The sequence below is a fragment of the Streptomyces sp. NPDC127119 genome (assembly GCF_042677425.1).
In the GTDB taxonomy this organism is placed as follows: Bacteria; Actinomycetota; Actinomycetes; order Streptomycetales; family Streptomycetaceae; genus Streptomyces.
Window position 1 is genome coordinate 1 of sequence record NZ_JBHXTO010000076.1, and the last position, 26,202, is coordinate 26,202.

The 26,202-nt window shown below is 71.2% G+C and carries 26 protein-coding genes; 15 read left to right on the plus strand and 11 right to left on the minus strand.

The window, feature by feature from the left end:
• The first annotated feature begins 98 nt into the window (after positions 1-98).
• The gene (locus tag ACFVH5_RS27305; protein ID WP_385836392.1) at positions 99-1,199 is read left to right on the plus strand and encodes a bifunctional succinyldiaminopimelate transaminase/glutamate-prephenate aminotransferase; all 1,101 of its coding nucleotides are present in this window, start codon (positions 99-101) and stop codon (positions 1,197-1,199) included.
• A 208-nt stretch (positions 1,200-1,407) separates the two neighbouring features.
• Here ACFVH5_RS27305 and ACFVH5_RS27310 read toward each other — a convergent pair whose 3' ends face one another.
• On the minus strand, positions 1,408-1,845 hold the full coding sequence (locus ACFVH5_RS27310) for an ATP-binding protein (protein WP_385836393.1): 438 nt from the start codon (positions 1,843-1,845) through the stop codon (positions 1,408-1,410).
• A 393-nt stretch (positions 1,846-2,238) separates the two neighbouring features.
• Positions 2,239-3,282: a heavy metal transporter gene (locus tag ACFVH5_RS27315; RefSeq protein ID WP_385836394.1), complete on the minus strand. Its 1,044-nt coding sequence runs from the start codon at positions 3,280-3,282 to the stop codon at positions 2,239-2,241.
• 114 nt (positions 3,283-3,396) lie between these two features.
• On the opposite strand from ACFVH5_RS27315, the gene dapE reads away from it, so the two are divergent.
• Both dapE and ACFVH5_RS27325 read left to right on the plus strand, forming a co-directional pair.
• Positions 3,397-4,476 carry a succinyl-diaminopimelate desuccinylase gene (dapE, locus tag ACFVH5_RS27320; protein WP_385836395.1) on the plus strand — a complete coding sequence of 360 codons (1,080 nt, stop codon included), beginning with the start codon at positions 3,397-3,399 and terminating at the stop codon, positions 4,474-4,476.
• A 123-nt stretch (positions 4,477-4,599) separates the two neighbouring features.
• Positions 4,600-5,358, plus strand: a complete 759-nt coding sequence (locus tag ACFVH5_RS27325; protein WP_210880501.1) for a TIGR00730 family Rossman fold protein — start codon at positions 4,600-4,602, stop codon at positions 5,356-5,358.
• Positions 5,359-5,525: 167 nt separating this feature from the next.
• Here the strand turns inward: ACFVH5_RS27325 and folP are convergent, their stop codons facing one another.
• On the minus strand, positions 5,526-6,386 hold the full coding sequence (gene folP / locus ACFVH5_RS27330; RefSeq protein ID WP_384804569.1) for a dihydropteroate synthase: 861 nt from the start codon (positions 6,384-6,386) through the stop codon (positions 5,526-5,528).
• 139 nt (positions 6,387-6,525) lie between these two features.
• Between folP and ACFVH5_RS27335 the strand changes: the two genes are divergently transcribed.
• Both ACFVH5_RS27335 and ACFVH5_RS27340 read left to right on the plus strand, forming a co-directional pair.
• Positions 6,526-6,900 (plus strand): DivIVA domain-containing protein, encoded by a 375-nt coding sequence (locus ACFVH5_RS27335; protein ID WP_385836415.1) that lies wholly within the window; start codon positions 6,526-6,528, stop codon positions 6,898-6,900.
• Positions 6,897-7,478 carry a DNA-3-methyladenine glycosylase I gene (locus tag ACFVH5_RS27340; RefSeq protein ID WP_385836396.1) on the plus strand — a complete coding sequence of 194 codons (582 nt, stop codon included), beginning with the start codon at positions 6,897-6,899 and terminating at the stop codon, positions 7,476-7,478. Before ACFVH5_RS27335 ends, ACFVH5_RS27340 begins: the two co-directional genes overlap by 4 nt.
• A gap of 137 nt (positions 7,479-7,615) precedes the next feature.
• On the opposite strand, the gene ACFVH5_RS27345 is transcribed toward ACFVH5_RS27340, so the two are convergent.
• Positions 7,616-8,422 (minus strand): enoyl-CoA hydratase/isomerase family protein, encoded by an 807-nt coding sequence (locus ACFVH5_RS27345; protein ID WP_385836416.1) that lies wholly within the window; start codon positions 8,420-8,422, stop codon positions 7,616-7,618.
• Positions 8,423-8,783: 361 nt separating this feature from the next.
• On the opposite strand from ACFVH5_RS27345, the gene ACFVH5_RS27350 reads away from it, so the two are divergent.
• Positions 8,784-8,951: a DUF3117 domain-containing protein gene (locus tag ACFVH5_RS27350; protein ID WP_003966491.1), complete on the plus strand. Its 168-nt coding sequence runs from the start codon at positions 8,784-8,786 to the stop codon at positions 8,949-8,951.
• Positions 8,952-9,111: 160 nt separating this feature from the next.
• Here ACFVH5_RS27350 and ACFVH5_RS27355 read toward each other — a convergent pair whose 3' ends face one another.
• Positions 9,112-9,810, minus strand: coding sequence for an O-methyltransferase (locus ACFVH5_RS27355; RefSeq protein WP_281403130.1), 699 nt, complete (start codon positions 9,808-9,810; stop codon positions 9,112-9,114).
• Positions 9,811-10,037: 227 nt separating this feature from the next.
• On the opposite strand from ACFVH5_RS27355, the gene sigE reads away from it, so the two are divergent.
• The 5 genes from sigE to ACFVH5_RS27380 all read left to right on the plus strand — a co-directional run bounded on the left by sigE (position 10,038) and on the right by ACFVH5_RS27380 (position 15,299).
• A complete protein-coding gene (gene sigE, locus ACFVH5_RS27360) occupies positions 10,038-10,739 on the plus strand; it encodes an RNA polymerase sigma factor SigE (protein WP_384804565.1) in 702 nt (233 codons plus the stop codon).
• Complete coding sequence (locus ACFVH5_RS27365) at positions 10,736-11,704, plus strand: anti-sigma factor family protein (protein ID WP_385836397.1); 969 nt, start codon at positions 10,736-10,738, stop codon at positions 11,702-11,704. The genes sigE and ACFVH5_RS27365 overlap by 4 nt, the downstream gene beginning before the upstream one ends.
• A 139-nt stretch (positions 11,705-11,843) precedes the next feature.
• Entirely contained in the window at positions 11,844-13,721 is a 1,878-nt protein-coding gene (locus ACFVH5_RS27370; RefSeq protein WP_385836398.1) for a trypsin-like peptidase domain-containing protein, read from the plus strand.
• Between the two features lie 186 nt (positions 13,722-13,907).
• Positions 13,908-14,369: a sec-independent translocase gene (locus tag ACFVH5_RS27375; RefSeq protein ID WP_385836417.1), complete on the plus strand. Its 462-nt coding sequence runs from the start codon at positions 13,908-13,910 to the stop codon at positions 14,367-14,369.
• A gap of 273 nt (positions 14,370-14,642) precedes the next feature.
• Positions 14,643-15,299, plus strand: a complete 657-nt coding sequence (locus tag ACFVH5_RS27380; RefSeq protein ID WP_210880495.1) for a hypothetical protein — start codon at positions 14,643-14,645, stop codon at positions 15,297-15,299.
• A 330-nt stretch (positions 15,300-15,629) separates the two neighbouring features.
• Here ACFVH5_RS27380 and ACFVH5_RS27385 read toward each other — a convergent pair whose 3' ends face one another.
• From ACFVH5_RS27385 to ACFVH5_RS27395, 3 genes are read right to left on the minus strand one after another with little or no spacing between them, the layout of a single operon-like run.
• Positions 15,630-16,763: an Mrp/NBP35 family ATP-binding protein gene (locus tag ACFVH5_RS27385; RefSeq protein WP_385836399.1), complete on the minus strand. Its 1,134-nt coding sequence runs from the start codon at positions 16,761-16,763 to the stop codon at positions 15,630-15,632.
• A 44-nt stretch (positions 16,764-16,807) separates the two neighbouring features.
• Positions 16,808-17,440 (minus strand): DUF1003 domain-containing protein, encoded by a 633-nt coding sequence (locus ACFVH5_RS27390; RefSeq protein ID WP_385836400.1) that lies wholly within the window; start codon positions 17,438-17,440, stop codon positions 16,808-16,810.
• Positions 17,440-18,744: a magnesium transporter MgtE N-terminal domain-containing protein gene (locus ACFVH5_RS27395; RefSeq protein ID WP_384804553.1), complete on the minus strand. Its 1,305-nt coding sequence runs from the start codon at positions 18,742-18,744 to the stop codon at positions 17,440-17,442. Before ACFVH5_RS27395 ends, ACFVH5_RS27390 begins: the two co-directional genes overlap by 1 nt.
• A 228-nt stretch (positions 18,745-18,972) precedes the next feature.
• On the opposite strand from ACFVH5_RS27395, the gene ACFVH5_RS27400 reads away from it, so the two are divergent.
• Positions 18,973-19,734, plus strand: a complete 762-nt coding sequence (locus ACFVH5_RS27400) for a hypothetical protein (RefSeq protein WP_384804551.1) — start codon at positions 18,973-18,975, stop codon at positions 19,732-19,734.
• 199 nt (positions 19,735-19,933) lie between these two features.
• On the opposite strand, the gene ACFVH5_RS27405 is transcribed toward ACFVH5_RS27400, so the two are convergent.
• Together ACFVH5_RS27405 and ACFVH5_RS27410 are read right to left on the minus strand one after the other, a co-directional pair.
• A complete protein-coding gene (locus ACFVH5_RS27405) occupies positions 19,934-20,497 on the minus strand; it encodes a hypothetical protein (protein WP_385836401.1) in 564 nt (187 codons plus the stop codon).
• Positions 20,498-20,567: 70 nt separating this feature from the next.
• Positions 20,568-21,677, minus strand: a complete 1,110-nt coding sequence (locus ACFVH5_RS27410; RefSeq protein ID WP_384804547.1) for a magnesium and cobalt transport protein CorA — start codon at positions 21,675-21,677, stop codon at positions 20,568-20,570.
• Positions 21,678-22,201: 524 nt separating this feature from the next.
• Between ACFVH5_RS27410 and ACFVH5_RS27415 the strand changes: the two genes are divergently transcribed.
• Positions 22,202-22,810 (plus strand): suppressor of fused domain protein, encoded by a 609-nt coding sequence (locus tag ACFVH5_RS27415; protein WP_384804545.1) that lies wholly within the window; start codon positions 22,202-22,204, stop codon positions 22,808-22,810.
• 56 nt (positions 22,811-22,866) lie between these two features.
• Here ACFVH5_RS27415 and ACFVH5_RS27420 read toward each other — a convergent pair whose 3' ends face one another.
• On the minus strand, positions 22,867-24,120 hold the full coding sequence (locus ACFVH5_RS27420) for an MFS transporter (protein ID WP_385836402.1): 1,254 nt from the start codon (positions 24,118-24,120) through the stop codon (positions 22,867-22,869).
• A gap of 196 nt (positions 24,121-24,316) precedes the next feature.
• Here ACFVH5_RS27420 and ACFVH5_RS27425 point away from each other — a divergent pair, with 196 nt between their 5' ends.
• Together ACFVH5_RS27425 and ACFVH5_RS27430 are read left to right on the plus strand one after the other, a co-directional pair.
• A complete protein-coding gene (locus ACFVH5_RS27425; RefSeq protein WP_384804542.1) occupies positions 24,317-24,958 on the plus strand; it encodes a DUF6758 family protein in 642 nt (213 codons plus the stop codon).
• 229 nt (positions 24,959-25,187) lie between these two features.
• Positions 25,188-26,054, plus strand: a complete 867-nt coding sequence (locus ACFVH5_RS27430) for a PHP domain-containing protein (protein WP_385836403.1) — start codon at positions 25,188-25,190, stop codon at positions 26,052-26,054.
• The last annotated feature ends 148 nt before the right edge of the window (positions 26,055-26,202 follow it).

A 26,202-nucleotide genomic window follows, 5' to 3' on the forward strand; every position in this document is an offset into this window, starting at 1 on the left:
GTCCAGGTCCCGTACGGCTCGCCGCCGTGCGGGGCCGCCGTGTTTGCCGTGCCTGCCGTGTCTGCCGTGTCTGCCGTCCAGAAAGTGAGCCAGAACCCGTGTCCGCAGTCTCCGACCGGCTTCCCGCCTTTCCCTGGGACAAGCTGGAGCCCTTCAAGGCGCAGGCCGCCGCCCACCCGGACGGCATCGTCGACCTCTCCGTCGGCACCCCGGTCGACCCGGTGCCCGACCTGATCCAGAAAGCTCTGGTCGCCGCCGCCGACTCGCCCGGCTATCCGACGGTGTGGGGCACACCGGAACTGCGGGACGCGCTGGTCGGCTGGTGCGGCCGGCGGCTGGGCGCCCGGGACCTCACCCACCGCAACGTCCTGCCGGTGGTCGGTTCCAAGGAACTGGTCGCCTGGCTGCCGACCCAGCTGGGCCTCGGCCCGGGGGACCGGGTGGCCTACCCGCGCCTGGCGTACCCGACGTACGAGGTCGGCGCCCGCCTCGCCCGCGCGGACCACATCGCGTACGACGACCCGACGGAACTGGACCCCACCGGCCTGAAGCTGCTGTGGCTCAACTCCCCGTCCAACCCCACCGGCCGGGTGCTCTCCCAACAGGAACTGACCCGGATCGTCGCCTGGGCGCGCGAGCACGGCATCCTCGTCCTCGCCGACGAGTGCTACATCGAACTGGGCTGGGAGGCCGACCCGGTCTCGGTCCTGCACCCCGAGGTGTGCGGCGGCTCGTACGAGGGGATCGTCGCGGTCCACTCGCTGTCGAAGCGGTCGAACCTCGCGGGCTACCGGTCGGCGTTCCTCGCCGGTGACCCCGCGGTCCTGGGCGACCTGCTCCAGATCCGCAAGCACGGCGGAATGATGACGTCCGCTCCCACGCAGGCCGCCACGGTGGCCGCCCTCTCGGACGACACGCACGTCCAGGAGCAGCGCGAGCGGTACGCGGCCCGCCGCGAGGCCCTCCGCGACGCCCTGGTCCGCCACGGCTTCCGCATCGAACACAGCGAGGCAAGCCTCTACCTCTGGGCGACCCGGGACGAATCCTGCTGGGACACGGTGGCCCACCTGGCCACCCTCGGCATCCTGGTGGCCCCGGGCGACTTCTACGGCCCGGCGGGCGCCGAGTTCGTACGAGTGGCCCTGACAGCAACGGACGAAAGAGTCCAGGCAGCCACATCCCGCCTGACCTCAGGCTGACCCTCAAAGGCGCCCCGCAGGGGCAGCCTTTAAGGGGCGCGGGGAACGGCGCGACCAGCCACGACGCACCCGCACCCGAAAATCCACCAGCCGGCCCCGCCCGCCGCAGGCGACACGCAGGCGTATGCGCGCGCAAGCGCAAAGGCGAAGGGGTTCAGGGGGAAACCCCCTGAACCCCTTCACCGCAGCCAGGCCGGCAGCAAGCCGATCAGCCGAGCGGCAGCCCCTGCAGCGGCAGCCCCTCGGTAGGCAGCCCACCCTTGGACACCGCATCGGTCGGCAGCCCACCACCGGTCGCGGACCCCGCGGTGTCACCGAGCACGTCACCCGTGGTCCCGGCGACATCCCCGGCGGTCTTCTGCGCCGCGGGCGTCGCCGTCTTGACGGCCTTGCCGCCCGTCTTGCCCGCGCTCGGCACGGCCTTCTTCACGGCCTTGCTGCCCGTTTCGCCGGCCATCCCGGTGGCGTTCTGCGCGGCACCGTCGACGGTGGTGCCCGCGTTGTCCAGCGCGCTGAGGCCGCCGAGGTCGGGGGTGGCCGGCAGCGCGGCCGCACTCGCGGAGCCGGCCGCACCGACCACGGGTGCCGCTCCCGCTGCGATGAGCAGCGCGACACGGGCGATCCGACGGGTCAGGGGGAGGGACATGGTGCTCCTTTGACGGGGAGAGAACGATGAAATCCTGCGCCGCGCCCGGCAGTTGACCGACTCGCCGCCGACTGGCTGCCGACTGGGTGTCGACCGGCTGTCGACCGGTGTTGATCGTTCCGGACTCGGACGCAGTGACTACCGCTCGAAGCCCGCGAAGGTTGCGGTGGCCCGAAGTAAAGAGTTGGTAATGCGTCGCATTATCGGCTGCGGAGAAACCCGGGCAAAGAAGGCCTGGTCGGAAAGCCCGCCGACTCCCCACAGCCCTTTGCCGACAAGGGTTTTGACGTCCGTGGGACAGGTGCGGGACACGTGCGGGAAAGGGCCGCAGAAAACTGCGTCCATCTGTCGACATGGCACGCCGTGAGCGCCACCAACGGGTGAGGGTCCGTACTACTGACCGGTGACGATTCGCACTTCGCCCGCGGCGTTCCGGCCGCCCCGGCCGTCGTCGCGCCACTCGCTCCGGGTGCTGCCGGCCGTCCACACCCGGCCCGCGTACGAGACCCGTTCGACGTGCAGCGCGGACGAGTTGGCGACGGCCCAGTGCGCGAGGGCCCATCCACGCTGCCGCTGCCCGCCCCCGGTGGCCGCCGTCCTCGGCACGGGCACGGTCACCGTGCGCTTCCCGCCGGAACCGCTCACCGAGGCGGACGGCACGGACGGGTCCGACGGCGTGGGCGAAGAGCCGGACGACGGGCCGGTCGAGGGATCAGCCGACGAATTTGCCGACGGATCGGCCGAGGAGCTCGCGGCCACCGTGGCGCCCGCCTCCTGGAAGACCCCGCGCCCGAAGTCCCGTACCAGCGCGGTGCGTACCGACTCCGGGCCGCCGGGGCGCGTGTCCGGGCGGCCCTCGCAGGTCAGTGTGGCGGCGGCGCGGCCGGTGAGGGCCGCCGCGAGGAGCGTCGCGTCCGGCTCGTGCTTCGCGTACGCCTCCGGGTAGCCGCTGCGCTGGACGCGCTGCGCGGCGACGGTGAGGGGCAGCCGCTCGTAGTCGGGCACCTTGTCCAGATGCTCGTAGAACTCGCCCGCCGCGTACGCCGGATCCAGGATCTCCTGCTCGGTGCCCCAGCCCTGCGAGGGCCGCTGCTGGAAGAGGCCCAGTGAATCCCGGTCGCCATGGCCGAGGTTGCGCAGGGCGGACTCCTGGAGGGCGGTCGCGAGAGCGATCGTGACGGCCCGCTCGGGCATGCCGCGGTTGGTGCCGACCGCCGAGATCGTCGCCGCGTTCACCGCCTGCTCCGCCGTGAACTCGTACGACGTGCCGTCGCCGTCGGCCGAGACGACCGTGCACTTGGGCACTCCGCTCCCGCCGGTCAGGTACTGCACGGTGAGATACGCCGCGACGCCGAGCAGTACGACGAGGGCCGCTCCGAAACGGAGGAAGCGGCCACGGCGTACGGGAGCGACGGGAGGGGGGGACGGCTCAGGCACGCCTACAAGGTACTGGAGAGTACTGTCGGGGCCGTGTGAGGTTCCGGAGATCCACAGGCGCGCGGACAAGCCTCCGGGGAGGCCGCGAGGACCGGGCGCGTTAGGGTCGACGGCATGGCCGACACCCCACTTGACCTCACGCTGGACGCCGCCCGGCTCACCGCGCGGCTCGTCGACTTCCCGTCGGAGAGCGGCACGGAGAAGCCCCTCGCGGACGCCGTCGAGACCGCCCTGCGCGCCCTGCCGCACCTCACGGTCGACCGGTACGGCAACAACGTCGTCGCGCGGACGAACCTGGGCCGGGCCGAGCGCGTGATCCTGGCCGGGCACATCGACACGGTCCCCATCGCGGACAACGTGCCCTCGCGCCTGGACGAGGACGGCGTGCTGTGGGGCTGCGGCACCTGCGACATGAAGTCGGGCGTCGCGGTGCAGCTGCGGATCGCGGCCACGGTGCCGGCCCCCAACCGCGACCTCACCTTCATCTTCTACGACAACGAAGAGGTCGCCGCCGACCTGAACGGCCTCAAGCACGTGGCCGAGGCCCACCCGGAGTGGCTGGAGGGCGACTTCGCGGTCCTCCTGGAGCCCTCCGACGGGCAGGTCGAGGGCGGCTGCCAGGGGACCCTGCGGGTGCTCCTGAGGACCACGGGGGAGCGGGCGCACTCCGCGCGCAGCTGGATGGGCTCCAACGCCATCCACGCGGCCTCCCCGATCCTGGCCCGCCTCGCCTCCTACGAGCCGCGCTACCCGGTCATCGACGGCCTCGAATACCGGGAGGGCCTGAACGCCGTCGGGATCTCGGGCGGGGTGGCGGGCAACGTGATCCCCGACGAGTGCGTGGTGAGCGTCAACTTCCGTTACGCGCCCGACCGCAGCGAGGAGGAGGCCCTCGCGCACGTCCGCGAGGTCTTCGCCGACTGCGGAGTGGCCGAGTTCGTCGTCGACGACCACAGCGGGGCGGCACTGCCCGGCCTCTCGCATCCGGCCGCGGCGGCCTTCATCGAGGCCGTCGGAGGCACTCCGCAGCCCAAGTACGGCTGGACGGACGTCTCCCGCTTCAGCGCGCTCGGCGTCCCCGCGGTCAACTACGGCCCCGGCAACCCGCACTTGGCGCACAAACGTGACGAACGGGTCGAAACCGCCAAAATCCTGGCGGGCGAGGAGCGGCTGAGGGCCTGGCTGACGGCCTGACCGGTTACCGGGCCCGCCGCCCGATCCACGGCCCGATCCGAGGCGGACATGCCGGCGTCCCCCCTCCTTAACCCGTGGAGATCTACGCTGAGGCGGAACGATCGGCAAGCGGAGGGAGCGGATATGGCTACCGGCAACCCCGAGGGCAGCAAGCAGCCACCGGAGGAGCAGCAGCTGGGACCCGTGCTGCGCAGGCGGGGGCAGGTGCAGGCGAGCACGACGGACCAGCGGCTGCTGGACGCCGGCGGGCCGTCGGACTGGGTGCACACCGACCCCTGGCGCGTGCTGCGCATCCAGTCGGAGTTCATCGAGGGCTTCGGCACGCTGGCCGAACTCCCGGCCGCCATCAGCGTGTTCGGCTCGGCACGCACACCGGTCGGCTCGCCGGAGTACGAGGCGGGGGTCGCGCTCGGCCGGGGCCTGGTCGAGGCGGGCTTCGCGGTGATCACCGGCGGTGGTCCCGGGGCCATGGAGGCGGCCAACAAGGGTGCCTGCGAGGCGAAGGGCATCTCCGTCGGCCTCGGCATCGAGCTGCCCTTCGAGCAGGGGCTCAACGAGTACGTCGACATCGGTCTCAACTTCCGGTACTTCTTCGTCCGCAAGATGATGTTCGTGAAGTACGCGCAGGGGTTCGTGGTGCTGCCGGGTGGGCTCGGCACGCTCGACGAACTCTTCGAGGCGCTCACCCTCGTGCAGACCCAGAAGGTCACGCGCTTCCCGATCGTGCTCTTCGGTACGGAGTACTGGGGCGGGCTGGTCGACTGGCTCAAGAACACCCTGATCGCCCAGGGCAAGGCCTCTGAGAAGGACCTGCTCCTGTTCCACCTCACGGATGACGTGGACGAGGCGGTGGCGCTGGTGTCGAAGGAGGCGGGGAGGTAGGACGGGGGCCAGCCCCCGAACCCCCGGTCCTCAGACGCCGGACGGGCTGAGAGATCCGCGGACCGTCCGCGAATCTCCAGCCCGTCCGGCGTTTGAGGACAAAGGGGGCGAGGGGCGCAGCCCATGCAGTGACGGAAAGGGTAGGGGCGGCGGGGGCGAGAATCCCCCTACGCCAGCCCCCGCCGGGCGACCGCCGGCGGACGGTGGCCCGCGATCGACGCCACCATGTCAAGCACCTGCCGCGTCTCCGCGACCTCGTGCACCCGATACACCTGAGCCCCCAGCCAGGCCGACACGGCAGTGGTCGCGAGCGTCCCCACCACCCGCTCCTTGACCGGCCGGTCCAACGTCTCGCCCACGAAGTCCTTGTTGGACAACGACACCAGCACGGGCCACCCCGTGGACACCATCTCCCCGAGCCGCCGCGTCGCCTCCAGACTGTGCCGCGTGTTCTTCCCGAAGTCGTGCCCGGGGTCGATCAGCACGGATTCCCGGGGCACCCCGAGGGACACGGCCCGCTCGGCCAGCCCCACGGTCACGTCCAGGATGTCGGCCATGACGTCGTCGTACGCGATGCGATGCGGCCGCGTACGAGGCTGCGTACCGCCCGCGTGTGTGCACACGATCCCCACCCCGTACCGCCCGGCGACCTCGGCGAGCCGCGGATCGACCCCGCCCCAGGCGTCGTTCAGCAGGTCCGCGCCGGCCTCGCAGACGGCCTCGCCGACCTCGTGCCGCCAGGTGTCGACGCTGATGATCACGTCGGGGAAGCGGCGCCGCACCTCGGCGACGAACCCGACGGTCCGCCGCGCCTCCTCCTCGGCGGTCACCTCCTCGCCCGGCCCGGCCTTGACCCCGCCGATGTCGATGATGGCGGCTCCCTCGGACACCGCCTGCTCCACGCGTGCGAGCGCCGGCTCGTCGCGGAAGGTGGCTCCCTGGTCGTAGAAGGAGTCCGGGGTCCGGTTCACGATCGCCATGATCACCGGCTCGTGCGCGTCGAACTCGCGCCTGCCCAGCCTGAGCATCCCCTGTGACCTCTCCCAGTAGTTGTCGCCGTCGGGCCGCCTGCGACCCTAACGGTCAGAGTCGCATGGCACGATCGGTGCCTGACACTTTCCGTGCCGACGCGCCCCGCGTCGGCATCAGAGCGTGGGGACCTCAGAGATGTTCATGTTCCTGTTCCTGGTCGTCGCCCTCGTCGTCGTGGTCGGCGCGGTGACCCTCTCCGTCGTGGGAGGCGGTGACGGCGGCGCCCTCCCCGAGGCGCTGCCGGAGCGTCTGCGGGACCCGCTTCCCCCGGACCGCCCCGTGCACCGCGGCGACGTGGACGCACTGCGCTTCCCGATGACCCTGCGCGGCTACCGCATGGCGGACGTGGACGACGCCCTCAACCGCCTCGGCGCCGAACTGGCCGAGCGGGACGCCCGTATCGCCGACCTGGAGGCCGCCCTGTCCGGCGCCCGCTCGGCCACCGCCCCGTCCGCGACCGCCTCCCCGGTCACCTCCCTGGAGAAGCCCGCGGAGGAGGACCACCGGTGAGTGACGCCCTGAAGGGCGCCGACGGGGCCCTGCGCTGTCCCTGGGCGCTGTCCACCGACGACTACGTGGCGTACCACGACGAGGAGTGGGGGCGCCCGGTCCACGGCGACGACGCGCTGTACGAGCGACTGTGCCTGGAAGCCTTCCAGTCGGGTCTCTCCTGGATCACGATCCTGCGTCGCCGCGAGGGCTTCCGGGCCGCCTTCGCGGCGTTCAGGATCGCCGAGGTGGCGACGTTCACGGACGCCGACAAGGAACGCCTCCTCGCCGACACGGGGATCATCCGCAACCGCGCCAAGATCGAGGCGACGGTCGCCAACGCGCGCGTGCTGGTCGACTGGGAGCCGGGCGAACTGGACGAGCTGATCTGGTCCTTCGCCCCCGACCCGGCCTCGCGCCCGGCCCCGAAGTCGCTGTCCGACGTCCCGGCGGTGACCGACGAGTCGACCGCCCTCTCCAAGACCCTCAAAAAGCGAGGCATCCGCTTCGTCGGCCCCACCACGGCCTACGCCCTGATGCAGGCGTGCGGCCTGGTGAACGACCACTTGGCGGACTGCGCGTCCAGAGGTGCCCGGTAGAGCCGCTCGATGGAGCCGCCCCGCAGGGGCGCTCGTGAGGGGCGCGGGGAACCGCGCGCCCAGCCACCACCGGACCGGCACCGTCGAACCGAACCGAACCGAACCGAACCGAACCGAACCAGCCCGCCCTCCTTTGGCTACCGGCCCAGATACTTCGGCTTCTCCTTGTTGACGAACGCCTGCACGGCGATCAGATGATCCTCCGATTCCCCCGCCCGCGACTGCAGCTCGTCCTCCTTCTCCAGGGTCTCGTCCAGCGAGTGCGTGACGCCGAACGCAAGGGACTCCTTGAGCGCGGCGTACGCGACGGTCGGCCCCTCGGCCAGCGCGCGGGCGACCTTCACGGCCTCGGCGGCCAGTTCCGCGGAGGGCACGATCCGATTCGCGATCCCCAGCTCGTACGCCTCCTGCGCGGTGATGCTGCGCGGGAAGAGCAGCAGGTCGGCGGCGCGGGAGGGGCCGACGACCCGGGGCAGCGTCCAGGAGATCCCGGAGTCGGCGGTGAGCGCGACCCCGGCGAACGAGGTGTTGAAGGCGGCCGTGTCGGCGACGATGCGGTAGTCCGCGGCGAGTGCGAAGCCGAGACCCGCGCCGGCCGCGACGCCGTTGACGGCCGCGACCACCGGCTTCGCCGCGCCCGTCAGGGCCCGCACGATCGGGTTGTAGTGCTCCTGGACCGTGCTCATGAGGGCCTCGCCGGTGCCCGACTCGCGCCCCGCGAGCAGTGTGCCGACATGTTCCTTGAGGTCCTGGCCCACACAGAACGCCCGGTCACCGGCGGCGGTGAGGAGCACGGCCCGTACGGACTCGTCCGCCGCGGCCGCCCGCGCCGCCTCGCGGAAGGCGACCTTGGTCTCGTTGTTCATCGCGTTCATCGCCTCGGGGCGGTTCAGCGTGATCGTCGCGAGTCCGTCGCTCACCTCGTAGAGCACGGTGTCGGCCATGATGGTCCCCTCAGGAGTCGCGGATTCGGCGTACCCGTCGGTACGCACTGCTTCCGAGGACAGCATGGCGGAGATCATGGTGGGCGGCGGGGTTCGTACATGTGACCTGCGTCAAAGAATTCCGGTGTCCGAAAGTCCATGCAGTGGCGCAGTATCGCAGTCACACCGCCGAAATGGGTGGTTTTGATCGAGCGCGTTGCGCAAGCGATGCCGACTGATGTTGGTCATCGGGTCCTGAGATGCGGGATAATGGCTTGGAAGCAATGTGTTCGATGCCGGTGACGCGTGTCCGACGAGAGGACGCGTGCCCTTCAATGGGGCCGTCGGCGACGATGAGCTGGTTTCAGGAAGGGGAACGAGCATGGCGGCCATGAAGCCGCGGACGGGCGATGGCCCGCTCGAGGTGACAAAGGAGGGGCGGGGCATCGTCATGCGCGTTCCGCTCGAAGGCGGCGGACGGCTCGTCGTGGAGCTGACCCCCGACGAGGCTGACGCGCTCGGCGACGCCCTCAAGAAGGTCGTCGGCTGACGCGGAACGCGACCATACCCTTCCACTGCCCCGGCATCAACGCGATGCCGGGGCAGTGGTGTTTCCAGGGATTCCGGGGGTTCCAGGGGTTCCGGGAGGCTGCGGATGCTTCAGCGGGTGCGGGTGCGGGTGCGGGCGCTGGAGCGGGCGGGGCCCGGGATCAGCGCTTGACCGCGCACAGCAGGCCGTCGCCCACCGGCAGCAGCGAGGGGACCAGCTCCTGGCTCTCGCGGATCGCGCGCAGCAGTTCGCGCAGCCGCAGCACCTCCGTGGGCTGCGGACCCGACTCCACCGTGCGCCCGTTCGCGAACACGCCCTCGAAGACGACGAGGCCGCCCACCCGCAGCAGGCGCAACGATTCAGCGAGGTAGTCGAGGCACTCCAGCCGGTCGCCGTCGCAGAACACGAGGTCGTAGCCCGCGTCCGCGAGCCGGGGCAGGACGTCCAGCGCGCGGCCCGGGATGAAGCGGGCCCGGTTGCTGGCGAAGCCCGACGCGCGGAAGGCCTGACGGGCGAACTGCTGGTGCTCCGGCTCCGGATCCACCGTCGTCAGTACGCCGTCCGGCCGCATCCCGTGCAGCAGATGAATACCGGATACTCCGGTTCCGGTACCGATCTCCGCGACCGCCTTGGCGTCCACGGTGGCGGCGAGCAGTCGCAGCGCGGCGCCCGTGCCGGGCGACACCGAGCGCAGGCCTGCTTCCCGAGCCCGGTCCCGGGCCCAGTGCAGTGCCTCGTCCTCGGCGACAAAGGCGTCGGCGAACGCCCAGCTCGTCAGCCGGTTGCCGGTAATGGCCCTCTCCTGTCCCCGTGGTTGCCTGGGCGTGACTGTATCCGTTGCCGCCGGGAACCCGCAGATGGGACCAGGCGTTTAGAGAGGGTGGGGAACAAGGGTCGGAAACTGCACGGGGGTGGCGGATGGAGCGGGACGGCCGGCAAGTGCTCACGCAGCCATATGAGCGCGTATCAATTTCTCGTAAAACCGCTTATCCGGAGCTAACGGGCGAGGTGGCTATGGTAGGGGCTCCACTGGACACCACCAGAGCCGACAGGGGAGGTGCGGCTGAACCTGTGGATCGAGGAGGGGTGCTCCGGCGCCTGCTCAGATCGTCGGGGGAGCCGAAATCCGTGAACAACACTGCTGACCGATCCCGCATCGCTGACTCCGCTCAGACCGCGACCTTCACGTCCGACGCGGACTCGCAGGCGTGGACTCCCCCCACGTGGGAGGAGATCGTCAGCACGCACAGCGGCCGGGTGTACCGGCTCGCCTACCGCCTGACGGGCAACCAGCACGACGCCGAGGACCTGACGCAGGAAGTCTTCGTCCGGGTCTTCCGCTCCTTGTCGACCTACACGCCCGGCACCTTCGAGGGCTGGCTCCACCGCATCACCACCAACCTCTTCCTGGACATGGTCCGCCGCAAGCAGCGCATCCGTTTCGACGCCCTCGGCGACGACGCGGCCGAGCGCCTGCCCAGCCGCGAGCCCTCCCCGCAGCAGGTCTTCAACGACACGCACTTCGACGCGGACGTCCAGCAGGCCCTCGACACCCTGGCGCCCGAGTTCCGCGCCGCGGTCGTCCTGTGCGACATCGAGGGACTCTCGTACGAGGAGATCGCCGCGACCCTGGGCGTCAAGCTCGGTACGGTCCGCAGCCGGATCCACCGCGGTCGCTCCCAGCTCCGCAAGGCGCTCGCCCACCGTTCTCCCGAGGCCCGTGCCGAGCGCCGCGGTTTCGCGGTGACCGGTGCGCCCGCTCTGGGAGGAGGGGGCACGAGCGCGTGAGTGGATCACGGCTGAATCCTGCCGACGGACCCCTTGCCGAGCAGCACCTCGGCGACCGACTTTCCGCCCTGGTGGACGGTGAGCTCGGCCATGAGGCGCGCGAGCGCGTCCTGGCCCACCTCGCCACCTGCGCGAAGTGCAAGTCGGAGGCCGACGAGCAGCGACGACTGAAGAACGTGTTCGCGGAGGTCGCCCCGCCGCCCCCGTCCGAGAGTTTCCTGGCCAGACTGCAGGGACTCCCCGGCGGAGGTGACCCGGACGGCGACAGCCCGCGACTGGGCCGGGGAGCGTTCGGAGCGTCCGGAGTCTTCGACATGACGCCGGACTCCTTCGGTTACCTGCCCTCCGGCCCCCACGCGACCGCGCTCCCCTCGGAACAGCGCGGATTCCGCATCCATGACATCAGCCGGCGCGAGGCCGAGCGCTCCGCCTCCCGGGGACTGCGCTTCGCCGCCGCCGCGGCCGGTGCCGTGTCGCTCGCCGCGATCGCGCTCGGCGGGGTCTCGACCGGAGTCCCGACCGACACCGCGGACGCGCGCGGCGGTTCGGGCAACGGAAGCAACGTGACCCCGATGCGCACGACGAGCACGACCGGTGCCACGAGCTCCGAGTCGCAGCGCCGCCGGTCCCTCGCACCGCTGCTCGCCCAGGGCCAGCGCTCCTTCGGCAACGAAGGGGGCGCGCAGACCGAGATGTCCGCGCCGCTGCTGCCCGGTGTGCCGGCGCCCGCGCCCGGACTGTCCTCGACCGGCGGGCAGAACGCGGGCTCGGGTTCGATGCACGCGCTGACCACCCCCGTGGCGGTGGGTGCCGCCGCGATGTCCCCGCTGATACGCCCGTTCGCGCCGGCCCCACGGGTCACGCTGACCACATGGTCGTCGGGACCGGAGTTCGAGGCGTCCGTACTGTCGGCCGTGCCGTCGTTCGACCCGTCCGCCTCACCCGCGCCTTCCTCCTCGGGCTGAACCGGCCCTCTGCGCGGCGGCCCGCGAACCTGGTTGAATCCAGGGATGGGCCGCGCCCGCCGCAGTGATCCGGGCGCGGAGGTCGAGACGACGCGGTGAGCGCCGACATGCCGTGCCGCGGGTCAGGTGTGGGGAGAGCATGGACGAGGGGAAGCCCACGAAGCCGAAGTGGTGGAGCCGGCCACGGACCCATGGGCCGGATTCCGCTTCGGCGGACCCGGTTTCCACGGGGGACGGCGCGAGCGGGGTGCACGGGGGAGACATGGACGGCGACTTCGAACTGGAGAAGCCCGCGGGTACCGGTACGGGTGCGACCGCTCTCGGAGGCACCGGCACCGGTGCGGGCCCGAGCGCCGCGCAGGCCGCGGGCGGAGTGAGCGCCGGCGCAGGCGCGTCCGCCCCCGGTGAGCGGCCCAGGCCCCTGCACGATCCTGACCCCTACAGCACACCGCCGTACGGCGGGCCGGGCCCCTGGGCGCCCGCGCCGCCGGTGCAGCACCCCGGGACGACCCCCGCGCACGGCACGACGGTGGAGGCGGTGGCTCCGCCTCAGGACACGCCGCCCCAGGACGCCCCGGGCGACGCCGCCTCGCACGCGCCGGCCCCGTACACGTCTGCCCCGCACCTGCCCGCGCCGCGGCCACCCGTCGCCGAGAACCCCTTCCCGGAGACACCCGTCGCGGGGACGCCCGCCCCGCAGACGCAGGGCCTCCTCGGTCCGGTCGGTCCGCTCGGTCCGGAGCCGCCTGTCGGCCATCGGACGGCCGGGGCTCCCCACGGCGCCGAGGCCGTCGAGAACGGCGCTCCGGCCCCCGCTCCGCACACCCCCTGGCAGAACTACGACCCCTGGGCCGCCGCGCCCCTCCAGCACCACGGGGCCGCCGCCGAGGCGCAGGAAGTCCGACGCAGGCGTACCGGGCGGGCACTGGTCCTCGGCGCCGCCCTGCTCGCCCTGGTCTCCGGAGGCGTGGGCGGGGCCGTGGGCGCCTATCTGGAGCGGACCGGGGGGATCGACGACGTCGAGCTGCCGCAGGCCGGAGTGGAGGCCAAGGGGCGGGCGCCGGACAGCGTGGCCGGTATCGCGGCCAGCGCGCTGCCCAGCGTGGTGACGCTGCACGTGAGCGGTTCGGACGCGCAGGGCACCGGCACGGGGTTCGTCCTCGACCGGCGCGGCCACATCCTCACCAACAACCACGTGGTGGAACCGGCGGACGGCAGCGGCGAGATCACCGTGACGTTCAGCGGCGGCGAGACCGCCAAGGCCGAGGTCGTGGGCCACGACAGCGGCTACGACCTCGCCGTGGTCAAGGTCGCCCACGTCAGGGGCCTCAAGCCCCTCTCGCTCGGCAACTCCGACAACGTCCAGGTCGGCGACCCGGTGGTGGCCATCGGAGCGCCCTTCGACCTGGAGAACACCGTCACCGCGGGCATCATCAGCGCCAAGGAGCGCCCCATCACGGCGGGCGGCGAGGAGGGCGACGGCAGCGACATCTCGTACGTGGACGCGCTCCAGACGGACGCCCCGATAAACCCCGGCAACTCCGGCGGCCCCCTGGTCGACTCCAAGGCCCGTGTCATCGGCATCAACAGCGCCATCCGCTCCGCCGACAGCGGCTCCGACCTGGAGGGCGGCCAGTCAGGGTCGATCGGCCTGGGCTTCGCCATACCCATCAACCAGGGCAGGCGCGTCGCCGAGGAGCTGATCAACACGGGCAGGGCGACCCACCCGGTGATCGGCGTGACACTCGACATGGAGTACTCCGGTGACGGCGCGCGCGTCGGTGCCAAGGACAACGACGGCGGCTCGGCGGTCACCCGGGGCGGCCCCGGCGCCCGGGCCGGCATCAAGGCCGGTGACGTCATCACCGAGGTCGACGGGCAGCGGGTGCACTCCGGCGAGGAACTCATCGTCAAGACGCGCTCCCACCGGCCCGGCGACCGGCTGGAACTGACCCTGGAGCGGGACGGCAGGGAGCGGAAGGTCGCCCTGGTCCTCGGCTCGGCCGACGGGGACTGACAGGAAGTTCACAGAAATCCGTCCACCCCCTTGTGTCACAAGGCAAACAACCGGGAAAACCCGCCGTGTACACGCGGTCCGGGACTCCGGGACAGTACCGGTCGGACAGGATCGCCGGGTACCGTGGACACGGCCCGGACCACGGACGAACTGCCGAGCGCCGAGGACATCGCAAGGAGACGCAAGGTGTTCAATGACATAGGACCGCTTGAGCTGGTCACGATCGTTGTCCTTGCCGTGCTCGTCTTCGGTCCGGAGAAGCTCCCGAAGATGATCCAGGACGTCACGCGGACCATTCGCAAGATCCGTGAGTTCTCGGAGAGCGCCAAGGCGGACATCCGCGAGGAGCTGGGTCCGGAGTTCAAGGACTTCGAGTTCGAGGACCTCAACCCCAAGACGTTCATCCGCAAGCAGCTGGACAACGACGAGCTGGGGCTCAAGGAGATCCGTAACGGCTTCGACCTGAAGAAGGAGATGGCCGAGGTCACGGACGCCGTGCACGGCCGCGAGTCCGAGACACCGTCCTCGTCCTCCTCGTCCGCCTCTTCCTCGTCGGCGGGCTCCACCGGCGGCACCGTGGACATGACGAAGAAGCGCGAGAAGCTGGCGCCGGAAGAGCGCCCGCCGTTCGACGCGGACGCCACCTGAGCCGACCCGGCGCGATCTGACCCCGGGCGGCGCGCCCGCCGTCCGGAACCCGCTTCACTTTCAGTCGAACGCCGTCCCTCTCCCCGTACCCCGCTTGGGCTTCCATGCGTTCGGGATGCGCCGGATCAGGTGCGTATGTGAGCCATGTGCCGACCGGTTTTCCGGCCTTCGGCGGACCTGTGGCTATCCTGCCTAGTTGTTGTGCGGACCGGACGGACGCCCGAAGGGGGGCGGGCCACCCGGTCCGCCGAGAGCGAGGAGGCGTCCGGGCAGATGGAGACGACAAGTCGGGTAGGCGCGCAGGCGCCGGCTGCGGAGGGTGGACAACAGCTCCCCTCCGCCCGGCGCACGGTCGACGGCTACCTGCTGGCGCCCTTCCCGTGGTACGGCCTCGACGAGGCCTTCACGGGGCCGCGCTGGCTGATGCAGGTCGGCGCCGCGGCCGACGGAGCCATCGAACACGGCTCGATCGGACACGGTGACGAGCCGTCGGTGCGCAGTGAGTCCACCGAGGACAAGGAGCGATTCGCGGTCGTGGTGACCGTCGCGGGCAACCCCGTGCGGCGCAGCGCCGACGGTACGGGGCTGCTGGAGGCCACTTCGGTGTCCTCCGCGGCCTGGCTCGCCGGGGTGGGACTGCTGTCCTTCACCTGGCCCGGCCAGATGGACCACACCCTGCGCGACGACTGGCTGGACCAGCAGACCGAGACGGCGTGGGTCCTCGCGGACGATCTGAACGGGTCCGACTGGTCGACGCTGTCCCTCCCCGTGGACGGGGTGCCGACGCCGTTCCACTACAGAGAATCCGAATTCGGCTGGGTCCTCGCGGGGTCCACGCAGGAAGGGGTTCATGTGGGGGCGTACGGGCGGGGGATGAGCGCGTACGGGGTGGCTTTCGCGATGATCAAGGACATCGGCACGTACGCCTAGGCGGCGGGCCGCGCGGTTGTACGGGTGGGGGCCGGTGGGGGCGGGCCGCGCCGTTCCCCGCGCCCCTTCCGGGGCGTGTGGCCTCCGCCGGACTGTCGGGTGCGGGTGCGTGGGGGTTGCTCGCGCAGTTCCCCGCGCCCCTGAAAGACGGGGCTGCGCCCCTGTCTTTCGTCTTCGGGGCCGGTGGGAACTGCGCGGCCGACCCCACCGGCCCGCACCCGGCAACCGGCCCGGACCACGCGCCCGATAGGGGCGCGGGGAACTGCGCGGCCAGCCACGACGCGCCCGCAGTCGCCGAGGCGCAGCCCCCGCCACGTCCCCCGTGAAGTCCTAGAACTTGTTGCGTGGGGTGATGCCCAGGGACATGCCCGACAAGCCCCGCTGGCGCCCACCCAGCTTGCCCGCGATGGCGCGCAGCGCCGACCCCGCCGGCGAGTCGGGGTCCGTCAGGACGACCGGCCGGCCGTCGTCGCCGCCCTCGCGCAGCCGCACGTCGATGGGGATGGAGCCGAGGACGGGCACGGTGGCCCCGGTGGTCCGGGTCAGCCCGTCGGCCACCGACTGCCCACCCCCCGTACCGAAGATGTCGACCATCTCGTCGCAGTGGGGGCACGGCATGCCCGCCATGTTCTCGACCACCCCGACGATCTTCTGGTGGGTCTGCACGGCGATCGACCCGGCGCGCTCGGCGACCTCCGCCGCGGCCTGCTGAGGGGTCGTCACGACCAGGATCTCCGCGTTCGGGACGAGCTGCGCGACCGAGATCGCGATGTCGCCCGTACCCGGCGGCAGGTCCAGGAGCAGCACGTCCAGGTCACCCCAGTACACGTCCGCGAGGAACTGCTGCAGCGCGCGGTGCAGCATCGGGCCGCGCCACACGACCGGCGCGTTGCCGGGGGTGAACATGCCGATCGAGATGACCTTCACGCCGTGCGCGGACGGCGGCATGATCATGTTCTCGACCTGGGTCGGACTGCCGTCGGCGCCGAGCATGCGCGGCACGGAGTGGCCGTAGATGTCGGCGTCGACGACACCGACCTTCAGACCGTCCGCGGCCATCGCCGCCGCGAGGTTGACCGTCACGGACGACTTGCCGACGCCGCCCTTGCCGGAGGCGACCGCGTACACGCGCGTGAGGGAGCCCGGCTTGGCGAAGGGCACCTCGCGCTCGGCCTGGCCGCCGCGCAGCGCGGACGCCAGGTCCTTGCGCTGCTCGTCGCTCATCACGTCCAGCGTGACGTCGACGTGTGTGACGCCCTCGACGCGGGCGACCGCCTCGGTGACGTTCTTCGTGATGGTGTCGCGCATCGGGCACCCGGAGACAGTCAGGTACACCGCGACCGCGACCGAACCGTCCGCGCCGATCTCCACCGATTTGACCATCCCCAGCTCGGTGATGGGTCGCTGGATCTCGGGGTCGTTCACCGTCGACAGTGCTTCACGCACCGCGTCTTCCGTAGCCATGGGGTCGATGGTACGGCGCCCGGCCCGGGGGCCGGAAAGCCCCGTCACCGGTCGTCTACGTCACGTCCCCGGGGGTGTTCTGCCGGGAATACCCCACGCCGGTCGCCGAGGCGGTCGCCGAACCGGTCGATGGGCCCGTCCCCGTCGCCTTCGCGGCGCCGTTCCTCCAGCTCCTTGACCAGGTCCTCCAGCTCGGAACGGATCCAGTCCCGGGTGGCGACCTCGCCGAGGCCCACGCGCAGCGCGGCGATCTCCCGGGTCAGGTATTCGGTGTCCGCGATCGACCGCTCGTTCTGCTTGCGGTCCTGTTCGAGGTTGACCTTGTCGCGGTCGTCCTGCCGGTTCTGTGCGAGGAGGATCAGCGGAGCGGCGTACGAGGCCTGGAGCGAGAGCATCAGGGTGAGGAAGATGAACGGGTAGTTGTCGAAGCGCAGGTCACGCGGCGCGGACACGTTCCACACCACCCACAGGATGATGACGAACGTCATCCAGACGATGAACCGGCCCGTGCCGAGGAACCGCGCGATCCGCTCCGAGAGCCGTCCGAAGGCCTCCGGGTCGTACTCGGGCAGGAATCTGCGCCGCGGCGGCTGCGGCTGGTCGAGCCGCAGCCGGGGCCGCGTGGTGGCGCTCGCCCCGCCGGTGGCCCGTTCCCTGCCCTCGCGCTCAGGAGCCATCAGGGGGCCTCCTCGACGCCGGAACCGACCGCTTCCTCGTCCAGGTGGAACTCCCTCTCCCGCCAGTCCTCCGGCAGCATGTGGTCGAGGACGTCGTCCACGGTGACCGCGCCGAGCAGCGAACCGCTCTCGTCGACGACGGGCGCCGCGACCATGTCGTACGTGGCGAAGAAGCCGGCCACGACGGGCAGTACGGCCTCCGGGTCGAGCGGTCGCAGGTCGTCGTCGATGATCGAGCCCACCAGCGTGTACGGCGGATCGCGCAGCAGCCGCTGGAAGTGGACCGTGCCGAGGTACTTGCCGGTCGGGGTCTCGTCCGGCGGGCGGCACACGTACACCTGGGCGGCCAGCGCGGGGGAGAGGTCGGCGTTGCGCACCCGGGCGAGGGCGTCCGCGACGGTCGCGTCGGGCCGCAGCACGATCGGCTCGGTCGTCATCAGACCGCCCGCGGTGCGTTCCTCGTACGCCATCAGCCGCCGTACGTCCGCCGCGTCGTCCGGGCGCATCAGCGCGAGCAGCCGCTCCTTGTCCTCCTCCGGCAGCTCGCCGAGCAGGTCGGCCGCGTCGTCGGGGTCCATGGCCTCCAGGACGTCCGCGGCGCGCTCCTCCTTGAGCTTGCCGAGGATCTCGATCTGGTCGTCCTCCGGCAGCTCCTCCAGGACGTCGGCGAGCCGGTCGTCGTCCAGGGCCGCCGCGACCTCCGCGCGCCGCTTCGCGGACAGATGGTGCAGGACGTTCGCGAGGTCGGCGGGGCGCAGCTGCTCGAAGGTGGCGAGCAGGTTCTCGGCGCCCTGTCCGTGCTCCTCCAGCGAGAACCCGGTGACGGCCGACCACTCGACGGTCAGCGTCTCGCCCTTGGCCCGCCGGAACGCGCCGCCGGTCCGCCCCTTCCGTACGAAGACCCGGTCGATCTCCCAGTCGCGGCGCGCGGGCAGCTGCTGGATGGCGATGTCCAGGACGGTGACCGTCTCGGGCGGTTCGCCGGACTCGGCGAGGGTGACGCGCCGGTCGAGGAGCTCACCGAGGACGAGCCGCTCGGTGGGGCGCTGCTCGAACCGGCGGACGTTCAGTACGCCGGTGGTGATGACCTGGCCCGACTCGATGCCCGTCACCCGGGTCATGGGCAGGAAGATACGGCGCCGGGTGGACAGTTCGACGACGAGGCCGAGCAGTCGTGGGGGCCGCCGTCCCACGCGCAGCATGGCGACGAGGTCGCGCACGCGCCCCACCTGGTCGCCGTTGGGGTCGAAGACGGCGATGCCGGAGAGATGCGAAACGAAGATCCTGGGGGCGCCTGCCGCCATCCGGGCGCCTCCTTCTTCGTACGGGCTTCGATGTACGGACTGTGCCGTACGGGCTTCGGTCCGGGCGTTATGGAGTGTCATGTCCGCTCGGGTGGGCTTCAGGCTAGCCCGTCCCGGTCGGATACGCCCTGGTGAGCGGTGCGGACGGACTGACTCCGAGTGGCGCAGCGGGCCCCGGTACGCTGCGGTACGCCGTTGAGGACAACCGCACGAGAGGCAGCGCCACCTGTGACTGCGATTCCCCGTGGACGAACCCGTAAGGCCGCGTTGGCGAGGGCCGTGTGCGCGCTCTTCGTGGCGGGGGCAGGGGTGACGGGGTGCGGCGGTGAGGACCCGGACGCGGGGACGAACGGGGTCGGGAAACTTCCTCCCGCGAAGATCCAGAGCCGAACGCAGTCGGCCGCGGAGGCCGCCGGGACGGTACGGCTGTCCGGGGCCGTGGTCAGCGACAAACGCACCTACAAGCTGGACATGCAGCTCAAGAAGGACGGCGGTACGGGGTCGGTCACCTCGGACGGTGTGACGTTCCGCCTGCTGCGGGTGGACGAGCACCTGTTCATCAAGGCCGACGCGGACTTCTGGAACCACCAGGACGGCAAGAGCGACGACAGTACGTCGGACACGGCCGCGGCGGGGAAGCTTGAGGGCATGTACGTGAAGGTTCCGAAGGGGGACCCCGCGTACCAGCAGCTCAGTGTCTTCACCGACAAGGACGTGCTGCTGGACGGACTGCTGTCCCTGCAGGGTGAGCTGGCGACGGACGGCCACCATGAACTGAACGGCGTCCGCACGATCCGGCTCACCGCCGGGGACGAGGGGGCCGGTGGCCGGATCGACGTCTCCCTTGAGGGCAAGCCGTACCCTCTGCTTCTCGTCCGGGCCGGTGACGCGGGCACGATCCGTCTGACGGACTGGGGCCGCGACTTCCCGCTGAAGGCGCCGGAAAAGGCGGACACGGTCGACTACGGCCAACAACTCCCGTCGTCCTGACGCAACCCACCCACGACCGTCCACGCCCGGCTGCGGCCCGGTGGGGGTCGCCCGCGCAGTTCCCCGCGCCCCTGAACGCGGTGGTGGCCGTGCGGCTGGAGGCTGAAAGACCGGGGCGCAGCCCCGTTTTTCAGGGGCGCGGGGAACTGCGCGGGCAACCCCCACCGGGGCCGCGGGTGACAGTCGACCCGCGGAGCCCTCAGGCGCGCCGCCGGCGGCGGAAGAGCAGGCGCGGCAACCCCGCCGGGACAGGCAACCGCGTGGTCGCCGACGTAGGCACAGGCGGCGCCGCCAACGACCCCGAGGGCAAAGACGCAGTAGAACCCGTCGGCGCCAGCCGAACCACCCGGCACTCGCGAGCCCACCGCTCGGTCATCGCCTCACCGTCGGGCGCGTTCAACCGCTTCCCCTTCAGCTCGCCGACGGCAACCCCCCACTCCTCGGACCCCGGGGCCAGCTCCACGACGGACGCGGTCCAGGACACCAACCGCCCGCCCTTGTCCTTGCTGCGGACGGTCACGACCGCCTCCCGCCCGTCCACGAGTCCGGGCAGCGGCTGCTCACCGGGCCCGTCCCCGACCAGGTACACGGCCCCGTCGTGCCACACGTGCCACAACGCCCGCGTAGGCGCGCCCCGGCCCGGGTCCTGGCCCTGGTCCTGGGGGTCCAGCGACGGGACACCGCTCCCCCGCACCCAGATGAGCCCGGACTTCTTCGTGGCCTCCTCGACGAGGGCCTGTTCGGCAAGAGCCTGATCCGTCATGAGGGCCACCCTAGCGTCGGCCCCGTAAGGCCCTCGAAGGGTTCTGGGAGCGCGTTCTCGGAGCGCGTTCTCAGAGCCAGCCGTTGCGCTTGAGCGTCCGGTGGATCCCCAGGCAGAGCACCACCGTGAGGCCCATGATCGAGGGGTACCCGTACCGCCAGTGCAGCTCCGGCATGTGCTCGAAGTTCATGCCGTACACCCCGCACACCATCGTCGGCACGGCGATGATCGCCGCCCAGGACGTGATCTTGCGCATGTCCTCGTTCTGCGCGACGGACGCCTGCGCGAGATTGGCCTGGAGGATCGAGTTGAGCAGTTCGTCGAAGGCGACGACCTGCTCGTGCACCCGCGCCAGGTGGTCGGCGACATCCCGGAAGTACTTCTGGATGTCGGGGTCGACCAGCCGCATCGGCCGCTCGCTCAGCAGCTGCATGGGCCGCAGCAGCGGCGACACCGCACGCTTGAACTCCAGTACCTCACGCTTGAGCTGGTAGATCCGCGCCGAGTCGACACCGCGCGACACCCCGCCCCTGCGGCCGGGGGAGAACACCTCGGTCTCGACGTCGTCGATGTCGTCCTGCATGGCGTCCGCGACGGCGATGTAGCCGTCGACGACATGGTCGGCGATGGAGTGCAGCACGGCGGAGGGCCCTTTGGCGAGCAGCTCCGGGTCGTCCTGCAGCCGGTGCCGCAGCGCCCGCAGCGAGCCCTGCCCGCCGTGCCGCACGGTGATGAAGAAGTCCCGCCCGGTGAAGCACATCACCTCGCCGGTCTCCACGACCTCGCTGGTGGCGGTGAGTTCGTCGTGCTCGACGTAGTGGATGGTCTTGAAGACGGCGAACAGCGTGTCGTCGTACCGCTCCAGCTTGGGCCGCTGGTGGGCGTGGACGGCGTCCTCGACGGCGAGCGGGTGCAGCCCGAACTCGGCTGCCACGCCCGCGAATTCGTCCTCGGTGGGCTCGTGCAGGCCGATCCACGCGAATCCGCCGTCGCGCCGGACCTGACGGATCGCCGTACGCGGGGTCAGGGTGTCGTCGGACGGGAGGCGGACGCCGTCGCGGTAGACCGCGCAGTCCACGACGGCCGAACTCTCCGCGGCCGACCGGGTGGTGTCGTACGCGCCGCCGTCCTTGCGGAGCGAGGGGCGGACCGCGGCACGCAGGTTGTGGATCATCGACATGGGTGGCTCCTTCGCGAACGAAGGCCGCCGACGACGGTTGGAACTGCCCGGAATGGGGACGTCCAGACTGCGGATGTTTGGCACGTCCACAAAGCGGGGAGCACCGCACCGTCACGGTGGCGGCTTCGCTACTGATACAGATCAGAAAAATTCAGACAGATCAGGGAAAACGAAGTGCTCTTCCGTTGTGTACCGGACCGGCCATGACGCGAGCACGGGAACGAGTGCGTGTGCGAGAGGTGGCGGCCGGCAGAGCGTGAGCTCGGGAAGCTGAGAGGAACTCAGCAGCCGGAAGAGCGGGTGGTACTGCCTGGTCGACTTCGATCCATGGAGCCCCACCTCCTCCGGCCGGTCCCCCGTAGGGGAGGTCCATCCCCCGTAGGGGAGTCTCATGCGTCGAGACGTGGGCCGGGACTTGAGAGCGACGCTTCTGCGTGCTGCCCCGGCCAGCGGCCAAGACTAGCAGCCGGCTGAAGTGTCAAGCCGTCGCTTTGCCCGCTACTGACGAGTTCTATGCTCGGTGCATGGTTGATGTTCTTGCTCTGGTGGAAGCCCGTTTGCGTACCGCCCTGGGCGAACCGGACGCGCGCGCCGCGGTGACGTTCCTGGGCACGGACCGCATCGAGGTGCTCCGTTTCACGGACCTGGACACCTCCGGTACGGGCCCCACCGGGATCGTCCGTTACGCGACGCTCGGCATGTCGGCCCAGCCGATGGCGGACCCCACGGCGGCCGTCGCCGACCCGGTCGCGGGCCCGCGCGCCGAGCTGGTCCTGTCGGTACGGGCCGGTGCCGCCGACACCGACAAGGTGCTGCGCCCCCTCGCCGTACTGGCCGCGTCCCCGCAGGTCGAGGGCCTGGTCGTGGCTCCGGGCGCCTCGCTCGACGTGGGTGATCCGCTGTGGCCGGGCGCCCCCTTCACCTCCGTCCTGGTCGCCGAGCCGGGCGGCCTGGTCGAGGATCTCGCACTCGACGCACCCCTGGATCCCGTACGTTTCCTGCCGCTGCTGCCCATGACGCCGAACGAGGCCGCGTGGAAGCGGGTGCACGGCGCGGGGGCGCTCCAGGAGCGCTGGCTGGCAAGCGGAACGGACCTGCGCGACCCCGCACGCACGTCCGTTTCCCTGGACTGACCCCAACAGCCGACCCGCGTCGGCCAGTTGGCTATCTCACATTCGAGGGTGGGGGCTCAGTTCGCGAAGACGGTGACCCCGTCCTCCACCGCGTGCCGCTCCTCCAGCTCCTCCGCCTCGTGCGTCAGGGCGTCCCGGCGTACGAGGACCACGAGCGCGCCCAGTGCCGCCGTGACCGCCGCGACCACGAACGGGATGTGGATGTTGCTCCACCCCTCGATCCGGGGTGCGAAGAAGGGTGCCGCGGCGGCGGCGAACCAGCGGACGAAGTTGTAGCCGGCGCTCGCCACCGGGCGCGGCGCGTCCGACACGCCGAGGGCCAGCTCCGTGTAGACGGTGTTGTTCACGCCGATGAAGGCACCGGAGAGGATCGTGCAGACGACGGCCGTGGTGTGACTGCCGTAACCGAGGACGAGTACGTCGGCCGCGAGCAGCACCAGTGAGCCGCCGAGCACCTTCAGCGAGCCGAACCGGGCCTGCATGCGCGGCGCCACGAGCACCGAGAACACCGCGAGCAGCACACCCCAGGCGAAGAAGACCGCGCCGCTCTTGTACGGGGTCATGTTCAGTACGAACGGGGTGAAGGCCAGCACGGTGAAGAACGTGTAGTTGTAGAAGAACGCCGAGCCCGCCACCGAGGCGAGGCCGCCGTGGCCGAGGGCCTTGACCGGGTCGAGCAGGCCCGTCTTGCGCGCGGGCTTCGGCTGCTCCTTCAGGAACGCCGTGATGCACAGGAACCCGATCGCCATCAGGAACGCGGTGCCGAAGAACGGGTAGCGCCAGCTGGCGTCACCGAGCAGCGCGCCCAGCAGGGGTCCGCAGGCCATGCCGAGGCCCAGGGCGGACTCGTACAGGAGGATCGCGGCGGCGCTGCCGCCGGCCGCCGCGCCGACGATGACGGCGAGGGCGGTGGAGACGAACAGGGCGTTGCCGAGCCCCCAGCCGGCCCGGAAGCCGACGAGTTCGCCGACCGAGCCGGACGTGCCGGAGAGTCCGGCGAAGACCACGACCAGCGCGAGGCCGAGGAGCAGGGTGCGACGGCCGCCGATACGGCTGGAGACGAAGCCCGTGACCAGCATCGCGAGCGCGGTGATCAGGAAGTACGAGGTGAAGAGCAGCGAGACCTGGCCGGCGGTGGCGTCCAGGCCCTTGGCGATGGACGGCAGGATCGGGTCGACGAGGCCGATGCCCATGAAGGCGACGACGGATGCCCCGGCGGTCGCCCAGACCGCCTTCGGCTGACGCAGGAGGCTCGTGGCCCCCGCGTCGAAGGTGTCCCCTTCGGTGGGGCCTCCCGTGCTGCTGTTCATGCTCGCTCCTTCACGCTGCTCGCGGAGAGATGCTCTTAGATGGTTGGCGTATACACATAATAAGTTAGATCGGCTAATGAATGCAAGCTACATCTAGTTTTCCCCGGTGGTGGGCCGTGGCGACGAGGTGACAGGCGCGCGCCGGACGGGTGATCGTCCTTGACGCGGCGAAGGACGGGGAGGACCGTTGTGCCTTATGAGGGGCGAACCCAGTTGCCCGAAGTGTGGTGGCCGGGTCAGGGCTCCCGGCCTCTTTGCCGACTCCTGGCAGTGCGATGTGCACGGCATCGTGCATCCGCTGCAGCCCGTGATCCCGCCCAGCGTGGAAGCCCTCGGCGTGGTCGTGCACCGTGCGCGTGTACCGGTGTGGATGCCATGGCCGCTGCCTGTCGGCTGGCTCTTCACGGGTGCGGCGTTCGCCGGCGACGACCGCAGCGGCGGTCGCGCGACGGCCGTCGCCTGCTCGGGGCCCGGGCCGCTCGGCGGCTTCGGGGAGCTGATGCTCGTCGCCGAGGAACTGGGCGTGGGCCTGGGCGCGCGGTACGCGGGCATCGAGGGGCTCGACCCCGGTCCGTACATGAACGTCGACAAGCCCCCTCAGGTGAAGGTGCTGGCCGCGGGGCGGCCGACGCCGCTCTGGCACGTCCCCGGGGCGCCCGGCGACCGGGCCGTCTTCGCCGGTGAGGCGCTCGGGCTGTGGCTGTGGGCGGTCGTGTGGCCCGAGCAGTCGGGGATGATGATGTACGACGAGCTGGTGCTGACGGATCTGCGGGATGCCGGTGCGGAGGCGGATCTGTTGCCTTGCGGGGCGTTGTCGCCGCGGATCCTGGAGCCGTAGGCACCGCCGGTCCGTGCGGGGTCCCTCCGGGGGTGCGCGGGTTGTCGGGTGCGGGTACGCCGTGGCTGGTCGCGCCCACGCGGCGGAGCCGCACATGGCACAGCCCCGCGCGCCTCGGGCGGTGGGGACGAGCCCGTCCTGCCAGGCCTGACGGGCCTGACAGGAGGTGATCCCGGTCCCGTTATCCTTGGACGGTTCCCTTTGTCCTGGTCTTGTCTGGAGTCCGCTCGTGCGCATCGATCTGCACTGCCACTCCAAGGCCTCCGACGGTACGGACACCCCCGCCGAGCTGGTACGCAACGCCGCCGCGGCCGGTCTCGACGTCGTCGCGCTGACCGACCACGACACCACCCGCGGTTACGCCGAGGCCATCGCGGCCGTGCCCGCCGGGCTGACGCTCGTGACCGGCGCCGAACTGTCCTGCCGCCTCGACGGCGTCGGCCTGCACATGCTGGCGTACCTCTTCGACCCCGAGGAGCCGGACCTGCTGCGCGAGCGCGAGCTCGTACGCGACGACCGGGTGCCCCGGGCCCAGGCGATGATCGGCAGCCTGCGCGAACTGGGCGTGCCCCTCACCTGGGAGCACGTGGAGCGGATCGCGTCCGGCGGGTCCGTGGGCCGGCCGCACATCGCCACCGCGCTGGTCGAGCTGGGCGTGGTGCCGACCGTCTCGGACGCGTTCACGAGCGAGTGGCTCGCCGACGGCGGCCGGGCGCACGTCCAGAAGCACGAGTCCGACCCCTTCGAGATGATCCGGCTGGTCAAGGCCGCGGGCGGCGTCACCGTCTTCGCGCACCCCGCCGCCGCCAAGCGGGGCCGGACCGTGCCGGAGTCCGCGATCGCCGAGCTGGCCGCGGCCGGTCTCGACGGCATCGAGGTCGACCACATGGACCACGACGAGGCCACCCGGGCCCGGCTGCGCGGCCTGGCGGCCGAGCTGGGGCTGCTGACCACCGGTTCGAGCGACTACCACGGCCACCGCAAGGCCTGCGAACTCGGCGAGTACACGACGGACCCCGAGATCTACGCCGAGATCACCCGCCGCGCGACAGGCGCGTTCCCCGTCCCGGGCGCGGGCGGACCGGCGGGCGTCTAGTACCTCGCACCGCCGCCGAACCGGCTCGGAGCGCCCACCCATCGGCAGGGCACCGCCGCATTCGGCAGCGACCCGGCAACGCACCCCACCTCCGCGCGGGGAACGGCGCGCCCAGCCACGACGCACCCGCAGCGACCCGCACACGTCC

Excerpts from the sequence above, each read along its gene's own strand:
- ACFVH5_RS27325 (WP_210880501.1), top strand. The coding sequence starts at position 4,600 with ATGGCTACCGGCAACCCCGAGGGCAGCAAGCAGCCACCGGAGGAGCAG.
- ACFVH5_RS27345 (WP_385836416.1), bottom strand. The coding sequence starts at position 8,422 with ATGGCCGACACCGTGCTCTACGAGGTGAGCGACGGACTCGCGACGATC.
- folP (WP_384804569.1), bottom strand. The coding sequence starts at position 6,386 with ATGCTCAGGCTGGGCAGGCGCGAGTTCGACGCGCACGAGCCGGTGATC.
- ACFVH5_RS27385 (WP_385836399.1), bottom strand. The coding sequence starts at position 16,763 with ATGGCTACGGAAGACGCGGTGCGTGAAGCACTGTCGACGGTGAACGAC.
- ACFVH5_RS27335 (WP_385836415.1), top strand. The coding sequence starts at position 6,526 with ATGTTCATGTTCCTGTTCCTGGTCGTCGCCCTCGTCGTCGTGGTCGGC.
- dapE (WP_385836395.1), top strand. The coding sequence starts at position 3,397 with ATGGCCGACACCCCACTTGACCTCACGCTGGACGCCGCCCGGCTCACC.
- ACFVH5_RS27310 (WP_385836393.1), bottom strand. The coding sequence starts at position 1,845 with ATGTCCCTCCCCCTGACCCGTCGGATCGCCCGTGTCGCGCTGCTCATC.
- ACFVH5_RS27405 (WP_385836401.1), bottom strand. The coding sequence starts at position 20,497 with ATGACGGATCAGGCTCTTGCCGAACAGGCCCTCGTCGAGGAGGCCACG.
- ACFVH5_RS27420 (WP_385836402.1), bottom strand. The coding sequence starts at position 24,120 with ATGAACAGCAGCACGGGAGGCCCCACCGAAGGGGACACCTTCGACGCG.
- ACFVH5_RS27410 (WP_384804547.1), bottom strand. The coding sequence starts at position 21,677 with ATGTCGATGATCCACAACCTGCGTGCCGCGGTCCGCCCCTCGCTCCGC.
- ACFVH5_RS27425 (WP_384804542.1), top strand. The coding sequence starts at position 24,317 with ATGAGGGGCGAACCCAGTTGCCCGAAGTGTGGTGGCCGGGTCAGGGCT.
- ACFVH5_RS27415 (WP_384804545.1), top strand. The coding sequence starts at position 22,202 with ATGGTTGATGTTCTTGCTCTGGTGGAAGCCCGTTTGCGTACCGCCCTG.
- ACFVH5_RS27395 (WP_384804553.1), bottom strand. The coding sequence starts at position 18,744 with ATGGCGGCAGGCGCCCCCAGGATCTTCGTTTCGCATCTCTCCGGCATC.
- ACFVH5_RS27350 (WP_003966491.1), top strand. The coding sequence starts at position 8,784 with ATGGCGGCCATGAAGCCGCGGACGGGCGATGGCCCGCTCGAGGTGACA.
- ACFVH5_RS27370 (WP_385836398.1), top strand. The coding sequence starts at position 11,844 with ATGGACGAGGGGAAGCCCACGAAGCCGAAGTGGTGGAGCCGGCCACGG.
- ACFVH5_RS27390 (WP_385836400.1), bottom strand. The coding sequence starts at position 17,440 with ATGGCTCCTGAGCGCGAGGGCAGGGAACGGGCCACCGGCGGGGCGAGC.
- ACFVH5_RS27380 (WP_210880495.1), top strand. The coding sequence starts at position 14,643 with ATGGAGACGACAAGTCGGGTAGGCGCGCAGGCGCCGGCTGCGGAGGGT.